A 19,454-nucleotide genomic window follows, 5' to 3' on the forward strand; every position below is an offset into this window, starting at 1 on the left:
GAATGGCTAGAGAGTATTGGACACGAATCGTCGCACAGGGAATACTTGCCGACCAGACGGGCACGGGAAATATCCCGGTGCATGGCAGATACGACAGGAGATCAACATCATGGCCACCAAGGCAAGCTTCCATTGGGACGACCCGCTGCTGCTGAACGAGCAGCTCAGCGACGATGAGCGCATGGTGCGCGACGCCGCCGCCGCCTATTGCCAGGAGCGCCTGGCACCGCGCGTGCTGGAGGCCTTCCGCCACGAGCGCACCGATCTGGAGATCTTCCGCGAGATGGGTGCGATCGGCCTGCTGGGCCCCACCATCGCGCCCGAGTACGGCGGCCCCGGGCTCAACTACGTGGCTTACGGCCTGATCGCCCGCGAGGTCGAGCGCGTGGACTCGGGCTACCGCTCGATGATGAGCGTGCAGAGCTCGCTGGTGATGGTGCCCATCAATGAATTCGGCAACGAGGCCACCAAGCAGAAGTACCTGCCCAAACTGGCCAGCGGCGAGTGGATCGGCTGCTTCGGCCTGACCGAACCCAACCACGGCTCCGACCCCGGCTCCATGATCACGCGCGCCAAGAAGGTGGCGGGCGGCTACAGCCTCACCGGCAGCAAGATGTGGATCACCAACAGCCCGGTGGCCGATGTCTTCGTGGTCTGGGCCAAGGACGACGAAGGTGCGATCCGTGGCTTCGTGCTGGAGAAGGGCTTCAAGGGCCTGAGCGCGCCGGCCATCCATGGCAAGGTGGGCCTGCGTGCCTCCATCACCGGCGAGATCGTCATGGACGAGGTGTTCTGCCCCGAGGAGAACGCCTTCCCCGAGGTGCGCGGCCTGAAGGGCCCGTTCACCTGCCTGAACAGCGCGCGCTACGGCATCGCCTGGGGCGCCTTGGGCGCGGCCGAGGATTGCTGGCACAAGGCGCGCCAGTACGTGCTGGACCGCAAGCAGTTCGGCAAGCCCCTGGCCGCGAACCAGCTGGTGCAGAAGAAGCTGGCCGATATGCAGACCGAGATCACCCTGGGCCTGCAGGGCTGCCTGCGCCTGGGCCGCATGAAGGACGAGGGCACGGCGGCGGTGGAGATCACCTCCATCATGAAGCGCAACAGCTGTGGCAAGAGCCTGGAGATCGCCCGCACCGCGCGCGACATGCTGGGCGGCAACGGCATCAGCGACGAATTCGGCATCGCCCGTCATTTGGTGAACCTGGAAGTGGTGAACACCTACGAGGGCACGCACGACATCCATGCGCTGATCCTGGGCCGCGCGATGACGGGCATCGCGGCCTTCTAAGGCGAGGCCATGCAGCACCGCCCTGGCATCGCCTTCATCGGTGCCGGCCGCCTGGCGCAAAGCCTGGCACCGGCGCTTGCGGCGGCGGGCTGGCCGGTGTTGGCGGTGGGCAGCCGGCGCAACGAGAGCGCGCTCGCGCTGGCCGCGCGCCTGCCCGATTGCCAGGCCCTGCCGATGGCGCAGGCGGTGGCCACGGCCGAGCTGGTCTTCATCACCACGCCCGACGACGCGATTGCCGGCACGGTGGCCGCCTTGCCCTGGCGGCGCGGCCAGATGGTGCTGCATTGCAGCGGCGCCACCGCGCTGGACGCACTCGACGCGGCGCGTGCCGCCGGCGCGCTGGTGGGTGGCTTTCACCCGCTGCAGATCTTTTCCGACCCTGAGACCGCGCGCGCGCTGCTGGCCGGCACCAGCGTGGCCATCGAGGCCGAGGCAGGCTTGCAGGCGCTGCTGCATCGGCTCGCCCATGACATAGGCATGAAACCCTTTGCGCTCCCGCCGGGTAGCCGCGCGGCCTACCACGCGGCGGCAAATCTGGCGGCCAGCTTTCTGCTCTCGATGTTGGACGAGGCCTGCCAGGTCTGGGCCGCGGCCGGCCTGCCGGCCGAGCAGGCGCTGGAGGCCTTGCTGCCGCTCTCGCGCGGCACCTTGGCGGCGGCCCAGCAGCGCGGCCTGGCGGGGGCGCTTTCGGGCCCGATCTCGCGCGGTGACGCCGCCGTGGTGGCCGGCCATCTGCAGGCACTGCAGGCCATGGGCCCGGCGCATGCGGCCTTCTACCGCGAACTGTCGCGGCGCCAGCTGCTGCTGGCGGCGCAGGCCGGGCGCCTGAGTGCCGCGCAGCAGGCCGCGCTGGCCCGCCTGATCGACGATTGATCCAGGATTACTCCGTGCCCGTCGCGGCTTGACGAATATTGCCCAAATGCATAGCATGATATATATCGAGCTATGCGAAGTGAACCATGGTGCAGGACATCGTCAAGGAACTCGGCCATCTGAGCCTGGGCACGCGCTTCAAGCGCATCGGTGATCAGCTGCAGGCGCAGGCGCAGGCGCTGCTGGCGGCGGCGGGCATGGACATGCCGGCCTCCCACTTTCCCTTGCTGGCCGCGCTGGACCGGCTGGGCCCCTTGGGGGTCGGCGAGCTGGGCCAGGCGGTGGGCGTCAGCCAGCCGGTGGTCAGCCGCTCGCTGCGCGGGCTCGAAGCCGAGGGCCTGGTGCGGTCGGCCGGCGTCGAGGGCGATCTGCGCATGCGTCACGTGCGGCTCAGCCGCAAGGGGCAGCAGCTGGTGCAGCGCGCCCAGGCCGAGGTCTGGCCGGCCATCGAGGCGGCGGTGGCGCAGGCCTGCGCGAGCCTGCGGGGCAGCCTGCTGGAGCAACTGGCGGGCCTGGAGGCCGCGCTCAGCGAGGCGCCGCTGCAGCAGCGCGCTGGCATCCCCTTATCCACGCCCGCACGGGCGCAGCGCCGCGGGAGGGCGCCAGCATGATGATGAACACCGAGGATCTCGATCGGCCCGTCTGGGCCACGCTCAGGCAGGCGCCGCATTGGGCCGAAGGCGGCGATCTGGCGCTGCGCTTCCAGCGCGACGTCAACCTGTTCGCCTCGGCGCGCGATGACAGCGCAGCCAGCCTGGCGGCGCTGCGCGAGCTGGTGGGGGCGGGCGACACCGTCTATGTGCTGCAGGTGCCCGCCATCCGCGTGCCGGACGGCCTGGTGGCCTTGCGCGAGGCCAGCGGCGTGCAGATGTTGGCCGGCCGCGCCGTCGCGCCGCCGGATGGCGCCGGTGACGATGCGGCCATCGTCGAACTCGGCGATGCCGATGCCGCCGAGATGCTGGCGCTGGCGCGCCTGACCGAGCCCGGGCCCTTTCTGGCGCGCACCCACCGCATGGGCCGCTTTGTGGGCGTGCGCATCGGCGGCCGCCTCGCGGCCATGGCCGGCGAGCGCATGCGCTTTCCCGGCGCCACCGAGCTGAGCGGGGTCTGCACCCACCCGGACTTCCGCGGCCGCGGTCTGGCACGGCGCCTGTCGGCGGCCGTGACGGCGGCCATCCAGCAGCGCGGCGAGCAGGCCTTTCTGCACGCCTGGGCGAGCAACCGGGCCGCGATCGCCCTCTACGAAGGCCTGGGCTTCGTGCAGCGCGCCGAGGTCAATGTGGCGGTGCTGCAGCGGGCCGACTGAGGCTCAAACGCTGGGCCAGACCCCCGCCTGCACGTCCAGGCGCGTGTACCAGTCGGAGGGCAGGGTGCCGGCCCACACCAGGTTGTGGTGCGGCAGCAGGCGCTTCTTGGCAAAGGTCATGCGCGCATCGGCCAGCGAGAGCAGGCTGCGTGCGCTCCAGTCCTTGCCGGCCGGGCTGGCGGCCACGCCCAGGGTGATGGTGAGGCGGGCCGGGCCCTCGGTGCCGGCGAACGCGGCTTCCACCGCGGCGCGCAATTGCTCGGCCACGGCCGAGGCGGCGAGCACATCATGGCCGGGCAGCAGCACCACGAATTCATCGCCACCCAGATGGCTTAGCTGCGCGCCCGCGGGGATGGCGCCGCTCAGCGTGTCGGCCAGCTTCAGCAGCACGGCTTGCGCGGCATCGGCGCCCTGGCTGTCCTGGTAGGCCTTGAAATGGTCCAGGTCCAGGGTCAGCAGGGAGAGCACCTTGCCGCTGCTGCGCGCTTGCGTGGCGGCTTGCTCCAGTTGTTCCAGCATGGCCTTGCGGTCGGGCAGTGTCGTCAGAACTTCATCCAAGGCCAGGGTCGAGGGCATCACAAACTCCAAGGGGATCGATGAGCCATGCTAGTGAGGCGCGCAGGCCTTCCCCATGCTCCAAAACCCTGGGGCTTGCGACAGGTCAATGTTTCAGCGGCTGTGCGAGGTCAGCTTGGCCAGCGGTGACGCCAGGCTGATGCCGGGCGCGGCGCGGCGCGCCCGTTGCGGGCTGGGCGCGGTGGCCGGGTCCTGCTCGTCCAGGTCTTCCTGTGCCGAGCCGGTCAGCAGGCCCACGCCGTCGGGGCTGCGGCGCATCGCCACGCCCACGGTGAGGATGTCGATCACCAGCAGGTGCAGGATGCGGCTGACCATGGGCAGGTGGGTGGAGACGTCCTCCACATGGTCGACGATCAGGGCCGCATCGGCCTTGCGCGCCAGCGGCGACTGGCTGGCGGTGATGGCCAGGATGGCGGCGCCGCGCTCGCGCGCCGCCTCGGCCACCGCCATCAGCTCGGGCAGCTTGCCGCTGCTGCTGATGATGACCGCCACATCGTTGGGCTTGAGCGTCTGCGCCGCCAGCAGCTGGAGGCGCGGATCGGTGTAGGCGCCGCTGGAAATGCCGAAGCGCAGGAACTTGAACTGCGCATCCTGCGCCACCACGCCGTAGTGGCCGACGGCGAAGAACTCCACGCGCGGCGCATGCACCAGCAGCTCGATGGCGCGATCGATCATGTCGCGGTTCAGCTGGCTGCGCACCTGCAGGATCGCCGAGGCGGTATTGCCCAGCACCTTGGCGCCCAGCTCGATCATGCTGTCGTCGTTGGTGACCTGGGTGTGCGTGACCGGCACCGTGCCGGTGAGGCCCGAGGCCAGGCGCAGCTTGAAGTCCGACAGACCCTCGCAACCCAGCGAGCGGCAGAAGCGGATCACCGTGGGCTGGCTCACCGCTGCGGCCTTGGCGATCTCGGCGATCGGGTCGTTGAGCGCCTTGCGCGGATGCGCCAGCACATGCTCGGCCACGCGCAGCTCGGCGGGCGAGAGCTCGCTGCGGGCGCGCCGGATCTGCTCCAGGATGGCCGAGCCCGGCGAGTGCTCGAGGCTGCGCAGCTGCGCCTCCAGGATCGCCGAGGCGCCCTTGAAGGTGGCATGCTCGGCGGTGATCACGAAGGTCGGGATCGCCGCCACATAGCTGCTGAAGCGGCCCTTCTGCTCGAAGCGGGCGCGGAACTGCGAACGGTCGAAATACTCGCCCAGGCGCGGCACGATGCCGCCGCCGATGTAGATGCCGCCCAAGGCGCCCAGCGTCACCGCCAGGTTGGCCGCGGCCGTGCCCAGCAGGGCGCAGAACAGCTCCAGGGTCTGCACGCACACCGGGTCGCTGGCCTCCAGCGCGCGCTGGGTGATGTCGGGCGCATGCAGCTCCAGCGCGGGCGCCTTCAGGTAGTCGGCCATGGCGCGGTACATCAGCTCCAGGCCGGGGCCGGAGAGCAGGCGCTCGAACGAGACATGCTCGAACTCCTTCCAGGCATGGCGCAGCAGCGCAATCTCGCGCTCGTCGCGCGGCGAGAAGCTGGTGTGACCGCCCTCGGTGCCCAGCGCGATCCAGCCATCGCCGGCCGGGATCAGGCCCGACACGCCCAGGCCCGAGCCCGAGCCCAGAATGCCGATCACGCTGTTGGCGCGCGCCTCGCCGCTGCCCACCTGGCGCAGCTCGCTGCCACGCAGGCGTGGCAGCGCCATCGCCAGCGCGGTGAAGTCGTTCACCACCACCAGGGTGTCCAGGCCAAGGCGCTGGCGCATGTCCTCGATCGAGAACTCCCAGTGGTAGTTGGTCATGCGCACCTGGTCGCCCTCCACCGGGTTGGCGATGGCGATGGCGGCATGCGCGATCTGCACCGCCGGCAGGCTGCCCAGGTAGGCGCTCACCGCGGCGTGGAAGTCGGCGTGGTCAGCGCAGCGCAGCGAAGAGATATGACCGAACTCGCCCGGCGCCGTCTCCAGCGCGAAGCGGGCATAGGTGCCGCCGATGTCGGCGATCAGCCGGGGGCTGTCGAAATCAAGCATGAATGAATGTGTGATGCGCGGGCTGGGGCGTGCGAGGGCAAATGGCGCTGGGCCATGAGCGCGTGATTATGGCCGCGCCCGTCCGGGCTGCCGAAAGGGTTCGCCCCAGGGCCCGGCCTGAGCACTCTCCGGAGATGAAATGTAGTGTGACTACAAGTCGACTTCAATGCAAGCGGGTGGCGTGGGCGGCGAATTTTCGGCATTCCTTTGGCAATAACGGGCATTTCTTCAGTGAAAACCCGCGAGATGGGGCCGCTTCGGGCTCGGCTGGTGCTTCGGCTCTTGTGTTGGTGATGTAGTTTTGCTACCTTTCGGGCCGTACACAAGACGCCGCTGGAATTGATGACCGTGCCCCATTTGTCGAACAACGCAAGCCCGAGCGCGGAGGCCTATCCCTGGTTGGTGGCCGATGTGGGTGGCACCAATGCCCGCTTTGGTTGGGTGGCCGGCCCGGATTCGGGGGTGCAGCATGTGCAGGCCCTGTCGGTGCCGGCGCATCGCGGCCTGGCGGAGGCGGCGCGCGTCTATCTGGCCGGCCTTGCGGGTCGGGTGCCGGAGGCGCGGCCGCGCCGCGCCGCACTGGCCGTGGCCACCGCCGTCACCGGCGACCAGGTCGATTTCACCAACAGCCATTGGGCGTTCTCGCGCCAGCAGCTGCAGGCGGAGCTGGGGTTGGAGGCCTTGCTGGTCTTGAATGATTTTGAGGCGCTGGCGCTGTCGCTGCCGCGCCTGCGCGCGGCGCAATTGCGCGCCCATGGTGAGCTGCCCCTGCCGAGCGGCTGCCTGGCGGTGATCGGCCCGGGCACCGGGCTCGGTGTTGCCGGCGTGGTGCAGACGGCGCATGGCTGGGTGGCGCTGCCGGGGGAGGGCGGACATGCCACGCTGGCCGCCACCAATAACTTCGAGAGTGAGTTGCTGGCGCTGGTGCGCGAGGACCATGTGCATGTGTCGGCCGAGCGCCTGCTGTCGGGCATCGGTCTGCCGCTGCTGCACGGTGCGATGGCGCGCCTGCTCGGGGGCGCGCCGCTGCAGGCGCTGAGCCCGGAGTTGATCGTGGAGCGCGGCGTGGCGGAGCAGGACGAGTTGTGCACGCGCACGCTGGACCAGTTCTGCGCCTTCCTGGGTGGCTTTGCCGGCAATGTGGCGCTCACGCTCGGTGCGCGCGGCGGCGTCTACATCGGCGGCGGCATCGTGCCGCGCCTGGGTGAACGCTTCTTCTGCTCCGAGTTCCGTCGGCGCTTCGAGGCCAAGGGGCGGTTTGAGCCTTATCTGCGCGGCATCCCCAGCGCCTTGATCACCGACACCCTGGCGGCCCTGGGTGGTGCCGCCTTGGCGATCGAGCAATTGGAGGCGTGATCGCCCGCTGCATCGGTGTCGATCAATTTGTGAATGTAGTCAAAGTACAAATGCGACACCGCGTAAACCTGTTTCTGGATGCCAAAGGTCACGAAAAATACGTATAAACCCTTGGTTATCCGATGGAATTTTCTGGAATTGTGGCGAAAAAGTGAGATTAAGGGTTTGTGTTAGCTAGTCTTGTGATCTAGTTTTAGTACAAAATTTCTGTCATCGTTGGTTCTGGATTCCCTGTAGGCGCATTGCGTCGAATCCCAGCAGGGGCATGTGTTGTTGCAAAAAGCTTCAGGAGACAAGCAATGAAGAGTTCGCAAACGAAGCGCGAGTTGTTCCGGGTCAATCCCGTTACGGCTGGCTGCCTGGTCTTGATGATCGCGGCCGGTGGCGCGCAGGCGCAGACCACCGACAAGCTCGACACCGTGGTGGTGACCGGTATCCGCAAGGGCATCGAAGACGCCATCTCGGTCAAGAAGCAATCGGACTCCATTGTTGAGGCCATCTCCGCCGAAGACATCGGCAAGCTGCCCGACGCCAGCGTGGCCGAGTCGATCTCGCGCCTGCCCGGCGTGACCGCACAGCGCAGCGCCGTGACCGGCCGTGCTTCGCAGGTCAGCGTGCGCGGCATGTCGCCCGACTTCAACGGCGGCCTGCTGAATGGCCGCGAGCAAGCCTCGACCGGCAGCAGCCGCGGCGTGGAATTCGACCAATACCCGGCCGAGCTGCTGGGTAGCGTGGTGGTCTACAAGACGCCGGACGCTTCGCTGATGGGTCAGGGCCTGTCGTCCACCATCGACCAGCAGACCGTGCGCCCGCTGAGCTTTGCCAAGCGCACCACGGCGATCAACTACCGCAAGGAACACACGACCAAGGCCGAGGACCAGCCCGGCTTCGGCACCGGCAGCGGCGATCGCGCCTCGCTGTCCTACATCGACCAGTTCGCCGATCGCACCGTGGGTGTGGCGCTGGGCCTGACCAAGTCCAAGTCCAAGGGCGGTGGCCGTCCGAACTTCAACACCTGGGGTGGCTGGGTGGCCGACGTTGACTACAACGGCGGCAAGGTGAAGACGCCCGGCGGCTTCACGACCGATATCGAGAGCACCGACTTCGACCGCACCGGTGCGATGGCCGTGCTGCAGTACAAGCCCAACAAGGACTTCGAGACCATCCTGGATGCGTTCTGGTCCAAGGGCAATTTCTCGGTCAAGAAGCGCGGCCTGGAAGGCCCGGTGGGCGGCCTCTCGGCAGGCGCGAACGACACCGGCGGCACGCTGGTCAATGCCACGGTCTCGGGCGGCGTGGCCACGGCCGGCACCTTCACCAACTGGAAGGGCGTGATCCGCAACCACAACGAGGACTACACCGACGAGCTGAAGTCCGTGGGTTGGGCCAACAACCTGAAGGCGGGCGGCTGGACGCTGAAGAGCGACCTGTCCTACTCCGACGTGAAGAAGGTCTCCGAGCGCTTCGAGACCACCGCCGGCCTGCCTGGCAACACCACCAACGTCAAGGACACGCTCTCCTACACCGGCTTCGACGGCAAGAACCTGGCCGATGTGAAGTACACCAGCGGCCTGAACTACGCCGACCCCAGCATCATCAAGCTGACCGACGTGCAGGGCTGGGCCGGCGCCAACGGCGTGCAGGACGGCTATTACGCCAACCCGGTCACCACCGACAAGATCAAGTCGCTGCGCCTGAGCGGCAAGCGCGACGTTGAACTGGGCCCTCTGGTGGCGTTCGACATCGGCGCCAACTACACCGACCGCAGCAAGGAGCGCATCACGCGTGAAGGCGCACTGGTGATCCTGGGCGGCCTGAATGCCGACGGCTCGGTGAAGAACCGCCTGATCTCGGCCGACATGCCCAACCCCAGCACCGGCGTCGGCGGCCTGACGGGCATCCCGACCCTGAACTGGAATCCTGCCGGCTCGGTGGGCTCGGTCTACCAGCTCAATGCCTGGTCCGACCACGACATCGTGGGCAAGAGCTGGGGCGTCGAGGAGAAGGTCACCACCGCCTACTTCAAGGGCGATATCGACACCACCGTCGGCAGCCTGCCGGTGCGCGGCAATATCGGCCTGCAGGTGCAGAACACGCGCCAGACGGCCACCGGCTTCAAGGTCGAGCAGGCCACTTGCGACGGCGGCACCCACCAGTGCCAGTACTCCGGCGTGAGCGCCACGCACAGCTTCAACGATGTGCTGCCCAACCTGAACCTGTCTGCCGATCTGGGCAGCGATCAGGTGGTGCGCTTCGGTGTGGGCCGCGTGTTGGCTCGTCCGAACATGGAAGACATGAAGGGCACCATCGACTTCAGCCTGAAGTCCGATGTGACCCCGGCGCGCCTGAACGGCTCCGGCGGCAACCCCTACCTCGAGCCCTTCCGCGCCGACGCGCTGGACCTCTCCTACGAGAAGTACTTTGGCAAGAAGGGCTACATCAGCGTGGCCGGCTTTGCCAAGAAGCTCAAGACCTACATCCTGAAGGTCGACCAGGTGTTTGACTTCGCGTCCTACCTGACGCCGGGTTCGACGCTGCCGCCGAGCGGCAGCACGGTGGGCTTCCTGAGCCGTCCCTTCAATGGCTCGGGCGGCAATATCCACGGTGTCGAGCTGGCCGTGAACGTGCCGCTGAACATGGTGTTCGATGCCCTGGATGGCTTCGGCGTGATGGTCAACTACTCCAACACCAGCAGCTCGCTGAAGCTGCCGGCCGCGGCCTTCCAGACCCAGAACGTCAACATCCCGTCGATCCCGCTGCCGGGTCTGTCCAAGCAGGTCACCAACCTGCGCGCCTACTACGAGAAGCATGGCTTCCAGATCGCCGTAGCCGCCCGCAAGCGCTCGGACTTCCTGGGCTCGATCTCGGACTACCAGGACAAGACCCAGCTGGTCTTCATCAAGGGTGACACCCAGGTCGATCTGCAGGCCTCGTACGAGTTCAACGATGGCTACCTGAAGGGGCTGTCGGTGCTGGCCCAGGCTGGCAATCTGACCAACTCCGAGCTGGCCTATTACGACGCTGCGAACGGCAACACCACCGATCGCAAGAAGTTCGGCAAGACCTATATGCTGGGCCTGAACTACAAGTTCTGAGCGCGCTGAGCCAACAGGTGTTTGTGCTCCCCAAGGGGCCGGGCACCTGATCTATTCTCGCGGGGGACCAAAGAGCACTTTGGTTCCCCGTTTTTCATTTCGTGAGGCATGAGCATGATGCAGCCGGCACTTCTGAAAACAATCGTCATCGTGGGCGGCGGCACCGCCGGCTGGATGACGGCGGCGGCCCTGGCCACCACCCTGCGCGGCCGTTACCAGATTCGCGTGGTGGAGTCCGACGAGATCGGCATCGTGGGTGTGGGCGAGGCCACCATCCCGATGATCCAGCTCTTCAACAAGGTGGTGGGCATCGACGAGAACGAGTTCATGCGCGCCACCCAGGGCAGCTTCAAGCTGGGCATCGAGTTCGTCAACTGGGGCAAGCTGGGCGACCGCTATATGCACGGTTTCGGCCCGATCGGCCAGGCGCTCTGGACCGTGCCCTTCGAGCAGTACTGGCGCAAGATGCACGCGCTCGGCCGCGCCCAGGGGCTGGAGAACTACTCCATCACCCGCATGGCCTGCAAGGCCAACAAGTTCATGCCCCCGCGCCACGATGTGGAGAACTCGCCGCTCAACCACATCGCCTACGCCTATCACTTCGATGCCAGCCTGTATGCGCGCTATCTGCGCAAGCTCTCGGAAGAGCGCGGCGTGCGGCGCACCGAGGGCAAGATCACCCATGCCACGCAGCGCGCCGGCGATGGCCACATCGACGCCGTGGTGCTGGAAAGCGGCGAGCGCGTGGAGGGCGATCTCTTCATCGACTGCTCGGGCTTCCGCGGCCTGCTGATCGAGCAGACGCTCAAGACCGGCTACGACGACTGGACCCATTGGCTGCCCTGCGACCGCGCGCTGGCCGTGCCCTGCGAATCGGTGCCGGTGCTCACGCCGTATACGCGCTCCACCGCGCATCGTGCCGGCTGGCAATGGCGCATCCCCCTGCAGCACCGCACCGGCAATGGCCATGTGTTCTGCAGCAACGCCATCAGCGAGGACGAGGCCGCGGCGACCTTGCTGGCCAATCTGGATGGCAAGCCGCTGGCGGACCCGCGCCTGATCAAGTTCGTCACCGGCATGCGCCGCAAGACCTGGAACAAGAACGTCATCGCCATCGGCCTGGCCAGCGGCTTCCTGGAGCCGCTCGAGTCCACCAGCATCCACCTGATCCAGGCCACCATCCAGCGCCTGATCGACTACTTCCCCGATCAGGGCTTCAGCCAGACCGACATCGACGAGTTCAACCGCCAGAACCGCTTCGAGTACGAGAGCATCCGCGACTTCATCATCCTGCATTACCACGCAAATCAGCGCACCGATTCCGAGTTCTGGAAGGCCTGTGCGGCCATGGCGGTGCCCGAGTCGCTGCAGCGCAAGATGGCGCTGTACAAGTCGCGCGGCCGCATCGTGCGCTTCAACAACGAGTTGTTCTCCGAGGTCGGCTGGCTGCAGGTGATGGAAGGGCAGAACCTCGCGACCCAGGGCTACAACCCGCTGGCTGACCTGCTGCCCGAGGGCGACACGGCCGACTACCTCGAGAGCGTGCGCGGCGTGATTGCGAAATGCGTGGACGTGATGCCGGACCATGCGGCCTATATCCAGCAGCACTGTGCGGCGCCAAAGAAGATGTAGTTTGATTACGAAAATCCGTCTGATGTCCGGGAAAACCATGCAAATATAGGTTTTGCAATCGTTATCAATGCGTAGTAAAACTACGTCATGTTGAGAAAGCACATCACCAGGCGGCAGTTCACGGCTTCCGGCATGGCGCTCGCCACCGGCCTGGCGTCGGCGGCCCCCGCGGCCCCGGCGCCCTTGGTGATCTGGTTCACCGTCGAAGGGGCCAAGGGCATGCGGCGTGTGGCCGAGGCCTTCAGCGCGGCCACCGGCGTGCCGGTGGTGGTGGAAACGCCCGACGACGGCCCTTCCAAGTTCCAGCAGGCCGCGTCCGCGGGCAAGGGTCCGGACATCTACATCTACACCCACGACCGCATCGGCGAGTGGGTGGCGGGCGGCCTGCTGCATGCGGTGACGCCTGGCAGGGCGCTGCGCGAGGACATCGATGCGCTGGCCTGGGATGGCTTTGCCTGGCGCGGCCGCAGTTGGGGCTACCCCTATGCGATCGAGGCGGTGACCCTGCTCTACAACAAGGCACTGGTGGCGCGGCCACCGGCCAGCTTCGACGAGGTGTTCGAGCTGGACGCGCAATTGTCGCGGCAGGGTCGCAAGGCCATGCTGTGGGACTACACCAATGCCTATTTCAGCTGGCCGCTGTTCTCGGCCCATGGCGGCTACGCCTTCAAGCGCCGCGTCGACGGCAGCTACGACGCCCGTGACACCGGCCTTGGCTCGCCCGGCGCGCTGAAGGGCGCGGAACTGCTGGCGCGCATGATCCGGGAGGGCCTGATGCCCGCGGGCATCGGCTATGCCGAGATGGAGGCCGCGCTGGCCCAGGGGCGCGTGGCCATGATGATCAACGGGCCCTGGGCCTGGGTGAATCTGCAGCGCGCCGGCATCGATTTCGGCGTGGCCCGCATCCCCATGGTGGAAGGCCGCGCCGCCGCGCCCTATGTGGGCGTGAAGGGCGTGATGATCAACCGCGCCACGCGCCAGCGCGAGCTGGCGGTGGAGTTCATCGAGCATTACCTGCTCACGCCCGAGGGCCTGCGGCTGGTGAACCAGGCCGAGCCGATCGGCGCGCCGGCCAGCCGCCGCTTCTATGCCGAGCTGCTGGCCGACCCGCGCCTGGGCCCCAGGATCGCCGGCATCATGGCCTCGGCCAAGGACGGCATGCCCACGCCCTGCATCCCGGAGATGGGGCGCTTCTGGGCCGCGATGAAATCCTCGCTGACCAATCTCAGCGAGGGCCGGCAGACGCCCGCCGAGGCCATGGCCGCGGCGGTGCGTCGCATCCGGGAGGGCACATGAGCGCTGCGCTGCTGCAGCGCCTGCTGCTGCCCGCCGCGGTGCTGGGGCTCTTGTATGCGCTGATGGGCGTGTATGCCAGCGGCCAGACCCTGCTGGCCGCCATGCTGCTGGCGGTGGGCGCGCTGGCGATCTGGACCTACAGCTCGCCGCGCACCGGCGCGCTGCGCTACCTCTTTCCTGGCGTGGCCGCGGCCCTGGTGTTCGTGGTCTTCCCCATGCTTTACACCTTCGGCCTGGGCTTCAGCAACTACAGCGCCAGGAACCTGCTGGACTTCGAGCGCGCGCGCGCCTATCTGCTGGAGGAGCGCATTCGCGAGCAGGGCTCGGAGCGCGAGTTCAGCCTGCACCGCGAGGGCGACGGCCTGCGCCTGCTTCTGACCGGCGCCGCGGGCGAGCTGCTGACGCCGCGCTTCCGGCCCGATGCCGAGCACCCGCAAGACCTGACCCTGGTGGCGGCGGGCGAGACGCTGGCCGCCCCCCTGGCCATGGCGGAGCGCGTGGCCCTGCTGCCCGCCCTGCGCGTACTGCGCCTGCGCGATGCGGCAGGGCAGGTCTACACCCTCAGCAGCCTGCGCGAGTTTGCACAGAGCCGGCCGCTCTATGTGGAGGCGGCGGACGGCGTGCTGACCGACCAGCTGAGCGGCACGCGCTACCAGCCCGATGCGGGCGAGGGCTTCTACACCAGTGCCAGCGGCGAACAGCTGCAGCCCGGCTACCGCGTCAACGTGGGCTGGCGCCACTACGCACGCGTGTTCACCGAGCCGCGTTTCCGCGCGCCCTTTCTGAGCGTGTTCGTCTGGACGGTGGTGTTCGCCGGCATGACGGTGCTGCTGACCACCGCGCTGGGCCTCTTGCTGGCGGTGCTGCTGAACTGGGAGAGCCTGGAGGCGCGCGCGGCCTACCGCCTGGTGCTGTTCCTGCCCTATGCGGTGCCGGGCTTCATCTCCACCCTGGTGTTCAAGGGCCTGTTCAACCAGAACCTGGGCGAGATCAACCTGATCCTGCACGGCCTGTTCGGCGTCCGGCCGGCCTGGTTCTCCGATCCGCTGCTGGCCAAGTGCATGCTGTTGATCGTCAACCTGTGGCTGGGCTTCCCCTACATGATGGTGTTGTGCACCGGCATGATCAAGGCGATTCCCGCCGATCTCTACGAGGCCTCGGCGGTGGCGGGCGCGGGCCCCTGGGCCAACTTCAAGCTCATCACCATGCCCCTGATCCTGAAGCCGCTCACGCCACTGCTGATCAGCGCCTTCGCCTTCAACTTCAACAACTTCGTGCTGATCAGCCTGCTCACCGGCGGCCGCCCGGATCAGCTCGACACCAGCCTGCCGGCCGGCACCACCGACATCCTGGTGTCCTATACCTGGCGCATCGCCTTCCAGGATTCGGGCCAGCAGTTCGGCCTGGCCTCGGCCATCTCCACGCTCATCTTCCTGATCGTGGCCGCCATCACCCTGGTGCAGATGCGCATGACGCGGCTGGACCAGGATCACAAGCGTTAGCAGCAGGGGAGCGCAGGCATGGCGATTGTTCAATCCAAGTCGCAGCGCTGGCGCAAGCTGGCGGCGCATCTGTTCCTGCTCACGCTCTGCGCCGCGGTGGTGTTTCCGTTTCTGGTGGTGCTGTCGGTGTCGCTGCGGCCCGGCAACTTCGCCTCCGGCAGCCTGATCCCGCAGACGCTGAGCCTGGAGCATTGGCGCTATGTGCTGGGCCTGCCCTATGCGGGGCCCGACGGGCGCCTGCTGGAGCCCGATCTGCCGGTGCTGCGCTGGCTGTGGAACTCGATCAAGGTGGCCACCATCTCGGGCCTCGTCACGCTGCTGTTCTCCACCACCGCCGCCTATGCGCTGGCGCGCATGCGCTTTGCCGGGCGGCGTGCCCTGCTCACCGCGCTGATGCTGATGCAGATGTTTCCGGCGGTGCTGGCCCTGGTGGCGATCTATGCCATCTTCGACCGCCTCGGCAGCGTCGCGCCCTGGCTGGGGCTCAACACCCATGCCTCCCTGGTGCTGGCCTATTCGGGCGGCATCGCCATGCATGTCTGGACGCTCAAGGGCTATTACGACACCCTGCCGCAGGAGGTGGAGGAGGCCGCGCGCGTGGACGGTGCCAGCGTCTGGCAGACCTTCTGGCGCGTGCTGCTGCCGATGGCCCTGCCTATCCTGGCGGTGGTGTTCCTGCTCGCCTTCATCGGCGCCATCATCGAATACCCGGTCGCCTCGGTGCTGCTGACCCAGCAGGACCAGCTCACCCTGGCGGTGGGCGCCAAGCTCTTCGTGCATGAGCACAACTTCCACTGGGGTGATTTCGCGGCCGCGGCAATCCTGTCGGGCCTGCCCATCACCGCGGTGTTCTTGCTGGCCCAGCGCTGGCTCATCGCCGGCCTGGCGGCCGGCGGCGTCAAAGGATGAACCCCAACGTGCGCTTCCATTCCCTCGCTCCCACCCTGCTGGCCCTGGCCTGCCTTTTGCCCTCCACATCCGTCATGAGCCAAACCCCCGCCGTCCCCGCCGCCACCGAGATGAGCCATGTGCCCTGGTCGCGCCAGGCCAATATCTACCAGGTGAATCTGCGCCAGTACACGCCCGAGGGCACGCTCAAGGCCTTTGCCGCCGAGCTGCCGCGCCTGAAGAAGATGGGCGTGGACATGCTCTGGCTGATGCCCTGGCAGCCGATCGGCCGCGAGAACCGCAAGGGCGGCCTGGGCAGCTACTACTCGATCAGCGACTACACTGCCATCAACCCCGAGTTCGGCACGCTGGACGATGCGCGCATGCTGGTCAAACAGGCCCATGCCCTGGGCATGAAGGTGATCCTCGACTGGGTGGCCAACCACACCGCCTGGGACCATCCGTGGACCCGGGCACACAAGGATTGGTACAAGCTCAATGCCAAGGGCGAGATCTACCCGGTCACATTCACCGAGGGCCCCGAGCCCGAGTACTGGACCGATGTGGTGGCCCTCAACTACGACAACCCGGCGCTGCGCGAGGCCATGATCGCCTCGATGGCCTTCTGGGTGCGCGAGGTGGACCTGGACGGCTTCCGCTGCGATGTGGCCAGCCTGGTGCCGACGCCCTTCTGGGAGCGCGCGCGCCAGGCGCTGGACGCGATCAAGCCCATGTTCATGCTGGCCGAGTCCGACAAGGCCGATCTGCACCGCGCGGCCTTCGACATGACCTACAGCTGGGATCTGGCCGACATCTTCAAGGCCATCGGCAAGGGCCAGGCCGGCGCCGCCGAGCTGCGCGCCTGGGTGGCCCGGCAGGCCGATCCCAAGACCAATGGCTACCCGGCCCATGCCTACCGCATGCGCTTCACCAGCAACCACGATTTCAACTCCTGGCACGGCACCGACGCCGAGCTCTACGGCGACGCCTACCAGGCGCTGGCGGTGCTGACCTTCACCCTGCCAGGCATGCCGCTGATCTATGGCGGCCAGGAAGCGCGCCTGGCCAAGCGGCTCGAGTTCTTCGAGAAGGACCCGATCGCCTGGAAGACGCGCGAGCTCGAGCCCTTCTATGCCGAATTGCTGGCCCTCAAGCGCCAGCACCTGGCGCTGGGCAACGGCCAGTACGGTGCGCCGGTGGAGCTGCTGGATGTCGGCAATGCGCAGCTGTTCGCGTTCCGCCGCAGCGCCGGCAGCGACGCGGTGACGGTGGTGGTGAACCTGGGCAAGCAGGCGCAGAGCTACACGCTGGCGGGTCAGCGGCTGAGCCTGCCGGCCTGGGGCTGGAGCATCTCGACGCGGCCATGAGTACGCCCGCGGACCGCTACCGTCCGGCCTGGCACTACAGCGCGCGGCGCCACTGGATCAACGACCCGAATGGCCTGATCTACGCCGATGGCGAGTACCACCTGTTCTACCAGACCAACCCCTTTGGCGATCAATGGGGCCATATGAGCTGGGGCCATGCGGTGAGCCGCGACCTGCTGCACTGGCGCGAGCTGCCGCTGGCGATCGCCGAGGACGAGCGGGTCTCGATCTACTCGGGCAGCGTGGTGATCGACCATGCCAACAGCAGCGGCTTCGGCCGCGAGGGCCAGGCACCCTGGGTGGCCATCTACACCGGCTGCCTGCGCCGCCCCGAGGGCGGGCAGGCGCAGGAGCTGGCCTGGAGCCTGGATCGCGGCCTGAGCTGGACCCAGTACGCCGGCAATCCGGTGCTGGACATCGGCCTCAAGGACTTCCGCGACCCCAAGGTGTTCTGGCACGCGGCCACGGCGCGCTGGGTCATGGTGGTGGTGCGGCCGGACGATCATCGGGTCTGCTTCTACGCCTCGCCCGACCTCAGGCAATGGCAGCATCTCAGCGATTTCGGCCCGGCCGGCGAGGTGGGTGGCATCTGGGAATGCCCCGACCTGATCGAGTTCCCGGGCGAGGGCGGCGCGCCGAGCCGCTGGGTCTTGAAGGTGGACACCTTTGCCGGCCATCCGGGCGGCACCGGCGCGCAGATCTTCATCGGGCAATTCGATGGCCAGCGCTTTGTGCCGGACCAGGCGCCAGGCGACACCGGCCGGTGGGTGGACCATGGCAGCGACTTCTATGCCGCGCTTTCCTGGGCCGGCCTGCCCGCCGGGCGCGCGCCGCTGTGGATCGCCTGGATGAACAACCATGGCTATGCCAAGCACACGCCCAGCGCGCCCTGGCGCGGCGCGATGAGCCTGCCGCGCGAGCTCGGCCTGCTGGACACACCCGCGGGCACGCGTCTGGCGCAGCGCCCCTGGCCCGGGCTGGCGGCACTGCGCGGCGCGCCGCTGAGCGTCGCGCTTCAGGCCGGCGAAGGCGAGCATGAGATCGATCTGCAGGGTCTGGATGGGCGCAGCCTGGAGCTGCGGTGGGAGCTGGAGCCCGGCTTCGCCGGCCCCTGTGCCCTGCTGCTGCGCCGCGGCGGCGGCGAGCACACGGTGGTGGGCGTGGACCCCGGCCTGGGCCAGGTCTTCATCGACCGCGCGGCCTCCGGGCACGAGGTCGATGCGCAGCGCTGGGCCGGGCGCCGGGCGGCAACCTGGGCGCCGGGCGCTGCGCCCTTGTGCCTGCGCATCTTCATCGACCACTGCTCGGTGGAAGTGTTCAGCGCCGACGGCCTGGTGGCGCTCACCGAGCTGATCTTCCCGGCCGATGCGAGCCGTGGCCTGGCCTTGCAAGTGAGCGGGTCTGGCAGCCTGCGCGGCCGGCTGACGGTCTGGCCGCTGGCCCTCGGCGCGGGTGCGCCATGAAGGTGCTGGTCACCGGCCTGCAGGGCACGCTGGCGCCACGCCTGGCCGAGGCCTTGCGCGCGGCGGGGCATGGCTTGCAGGGCTGGGACCGCCGCACGCTGGACCCCGAGGATGCCGATGCCGGCCGGCAATGGCTGGCGGCGCAGCGCTTCGATGCCATCGCCCATCTGGGCATGGGCTCGGCCGCCTGGGCGGGGCGCCTGGCCGCCCACGCGGCGCTGCATGGTCTGCCGATGGTGTTCACCAGCACGGCCATGGTGTTCCATCACGAACCTGACGGCCCGCATGCCGTCACGGCTGCGCGCACCGCCCAGGATGACTACGGCCGCTACAAGATCGCCTGCGAGGACGCGGTGCTGGCCGCCCACCCGGCCGCCAGCGTGGTGCGCATCGGCTGGCAGATCGACCCGAGCCAGCCCGGCAACAATATGCTGATGGCCCTGGACGAATGGCAGCGCCGCGAGGGCCGGGTGGCGGCCAGCACGGCCTGGATCCCGGCCTGCTCCTTCATGGCCGACACCGCGGCCGCCCTGCTGGCCTTGCTGGTGGCGCCGCAGCCGGGGCTGGTCCATCTGGACAGCAATGCCGAGGAGGGCCACAGCTTCGCCGCCCTGGCGCGGGCGCTGCAGCTGCAGTTCGAGCGCAAGGACTGGCGGGTCCAGCCACACCAGGACTATCGCCACGATCAGCGCCTGCAGGGCGGTGCCCAGCGCGTGCCCGGTCTTTTGCAACGATTACCGGCTTTGTCGCGCTTTCGCTGAGGGCAAATTGCCTATCATGGGTCCGACATCCCATCGCAGGAGTT

General features: G+C 67.8%; 15 protein-coding genes. 13 read left to right on the forward strand and 2 right to left on the reverse strand.

Translation table 11 applies throughout. The features are described 5' to 3' along the window. Positions 1-109 precede the first annotated feature (109 nt). The 4 genes from PFX98_RS16525 (at position 110) to PFX98_RS16540 (ending at position 3,467) form a co-directional block, all read left to right on the forward strand. Entirely contained in the window at positions 110-1,288 is a 1,179-nt protein-coding gene (locus PFX98_RS16525; RefSeq protein ID WP_285231582.1) for an acyl-CoA dehydrogenase, read from the forward strand. Positions 1,289-1,297: 9 nt separating this feature from the next. After that, positions 1,298-2,161 (forward strand): Rossmann-like and DUF2520 domain-containing protein, encoded by an 864-nt coding sequence (locus PFX98_RS16530; protein WP_285231583.1) that lies wholly within the window; start codon positions 1,298-1,300, stop codon positions 2,159-2,161. A gap of 86 nt (positions 2,162-2,247) precedes the next feature. After that, the gene (locus PFX98_RS16535) at positions 2,248-2,772 is read left to right on the forward strand and encodes a MarR family winged helix-turn-helix transcriptional regulator (protein ID WP_285231584.1); all 525 of its coding nucleotides are present in this window, start codon (positions 2,248-2,250) and stop codon (positions 2,770-2,772) included. Then, positions 2,769-3,467 (forward strand): GNAT family N-acetyltransferase, encoded by a 699-nt coding sequence (locus PFX98_RS16540; protein WP_285231585.1) that lies wholly within the window; start codon positions 2,769-2,771, stop codon positions 3,465-3,467. The genes PFX98_RS16535 and PFX98_RS16540 overlap by 4 nt, the downstream gene beginning before the upstream one ends. A gap of 3 nt (positions 3,468-3,470) precedes the next feature. On the opposite strand, the gene PFX98_RS16545 is transcribed toward PFX98_RS16540, so the two are convergent. Together PFX98_RS16545 and PFX98_RS16550 are read right to left on the reverse strand one after the other, a co-directional pair. Further along, positions 3,471-4,043 carry a GGDEF domain-containing protein gene (locus tag PFX98_RS16545; RefSeq protein ID WP_285231586.1) on the reverse strand — a complete coding sequence of 191 codons (573 nt, stop codon included), beginning with the start codon at positions 4,041-4,043 and terminating at the stop codon, positions 3,471-3,473. A gap of 93 nt (positions 4,044-4,136) precedes the next feature. Further along, positions 4,137-6,050, reverse strand: a complete 1,914-nt coding sequence (locus tag PFX98_RS16550; protein ID WP_285231587.1) for a glucokinase — start codon at positions 6,048-6,050, stop codon at positions 4,137-4,139. Positions 6,051-6,398: 348 nt separating this feature from the next. On the opposite strand from PFX98_RS16550, the gene glk reads away from it, so the two are divergent. The 9 genes from glk (at position 6,399) to PFX98_RS16595 (ending at position 19,410) form a co-directional block, all read left to right on the forward strand. After that, positions 6,399-7,406 (forward strand): glucokinase, encoded by a 1,008-nt coding sequence (gene glk / locus PFX98_RS16555; protein WP_285231588.1) that lies wholly within the window; start codon positions 6,399-6,401, stop codon positions 7,404-7,406. Between the two features lie 299 nt (positions 7,407-7,705). Beyond that, complete coding sequence (locus PFX98_RS16560) at positions 7,706-10,501, forward strand: TonB-dependent receptor (RefSeq protein ID WP_285231589.1); 2,796 nt, start codon at positions 7,706-7,708, stop codon at positions 10,499-10,501. A gap of 117 nt (positions 10,502-10,618) precedes the next feature. Beyond that, the gene (locus PFX98_RS16565) at positions 10,619-12,133 is read left to right on the forward strand and encodes a tryptophan halogenase family protein (RefSeq protein ID WP_285235618.1); all 1,515 of its coding nucleotides are present in this window, start codon (positions 10,619-10,621) and stop codon (positions 12,131-12,133) included. 87 nt (positions 12,134-12,220) lie between these two features. Further along, the gene (gene malE, locus PFX98_RS16570; protein ID WP_285231590.1) at positions 12,221-13,429 is read left to right on the forward strand and encodes a maltose/maltodextrin ABC transporter substrate-binding protein MalE; all 1,209 of its coding nucleotides are present in this window, start codon (positions 12,221-12,223) and stop codon (positions 13,427-13,429) included. Continuing rightward, a complete protein-coding gene (malF, locus tag PFX98_RS16575; protein WP_285231591.1) occupies positions 13,426-14,931 on the forward strand; it encodes a maltose ABC transporter permease MalF in 1,506 nt (501 codons plus the stop codon). The genes malE and malF overlap by 4 nt, the downstream gene beginning before the upstream one ends. A gap of 18 nt (positions 14,932-14,949) precedes the next feature. Then, positions 14,950-15,840, forward strand: coding sequence for a maltose ABC transporter permease MalG (malG, locus tag PFX98_RS16580; RefSeq protein ID WP_285231592.1), 891 nt, complete (start codon positions 14,950-14,952; stop codon positions 15,838-15,840). A 74-nt stretch (positions 15,841-15,914) separates the two neighbouring features. Further along, positions 15,915-17,186 carry an alpha-amylase family glycosyl hydrolase gene (locus PFX98_RS16585; protein WP_285231593.1) on the forward strand — a complete coding sequence of 424 codons (1,272 nt, stop codon included), beginning with the start codon at positions 15,915-15,917 and terminating at the stop codon, positions 17,184-17,186. Then, positions 17,183-18,649, forward strand: a complete 1,467-nt coding sequence (locus tag PFX98_RS16590; RefSeq protein ID WP_285231594.1) for a glycoside hydrolase family 32 protein — start codon at positions 17,183-17,185, stop codon at positions 18,647-18,649. Before PFX98_RS16585 ends, PFX98_RS16590 begins: the two co-directional genes overlap by 4 nt. Next, on the forward strand, positions 18,646-19,410 hold the full coding sequence (locus PFX98_RS16595; protein ID WP_285231595.1) for a sugar nucleotide-binding protein: 765 nt from the start codon (positions 18,646-18,648) through the stop codon (positions 19,408-19,410). The genes PFX98_RS16590 and PFX98_RS16595 overlap by 4 nt, the downstream gene beginning before the upstream one ends. The last annotated feature ends 44 nt before the right edge of the window (positions 19,411-19,454 follow it).

The sequence above is a fragment of the Paucibacter sediminis genome, assembly GCF_030254645.1.
In the GTDB taxonomy this organism is placed as follows: domain Bacteria; phylum Pseudomonadota; class Gammaproteobacteria; order Burkholderiales; family Burkholderiaceae_C; genus Paucibacter_B; species Paucibacter_B sediminis.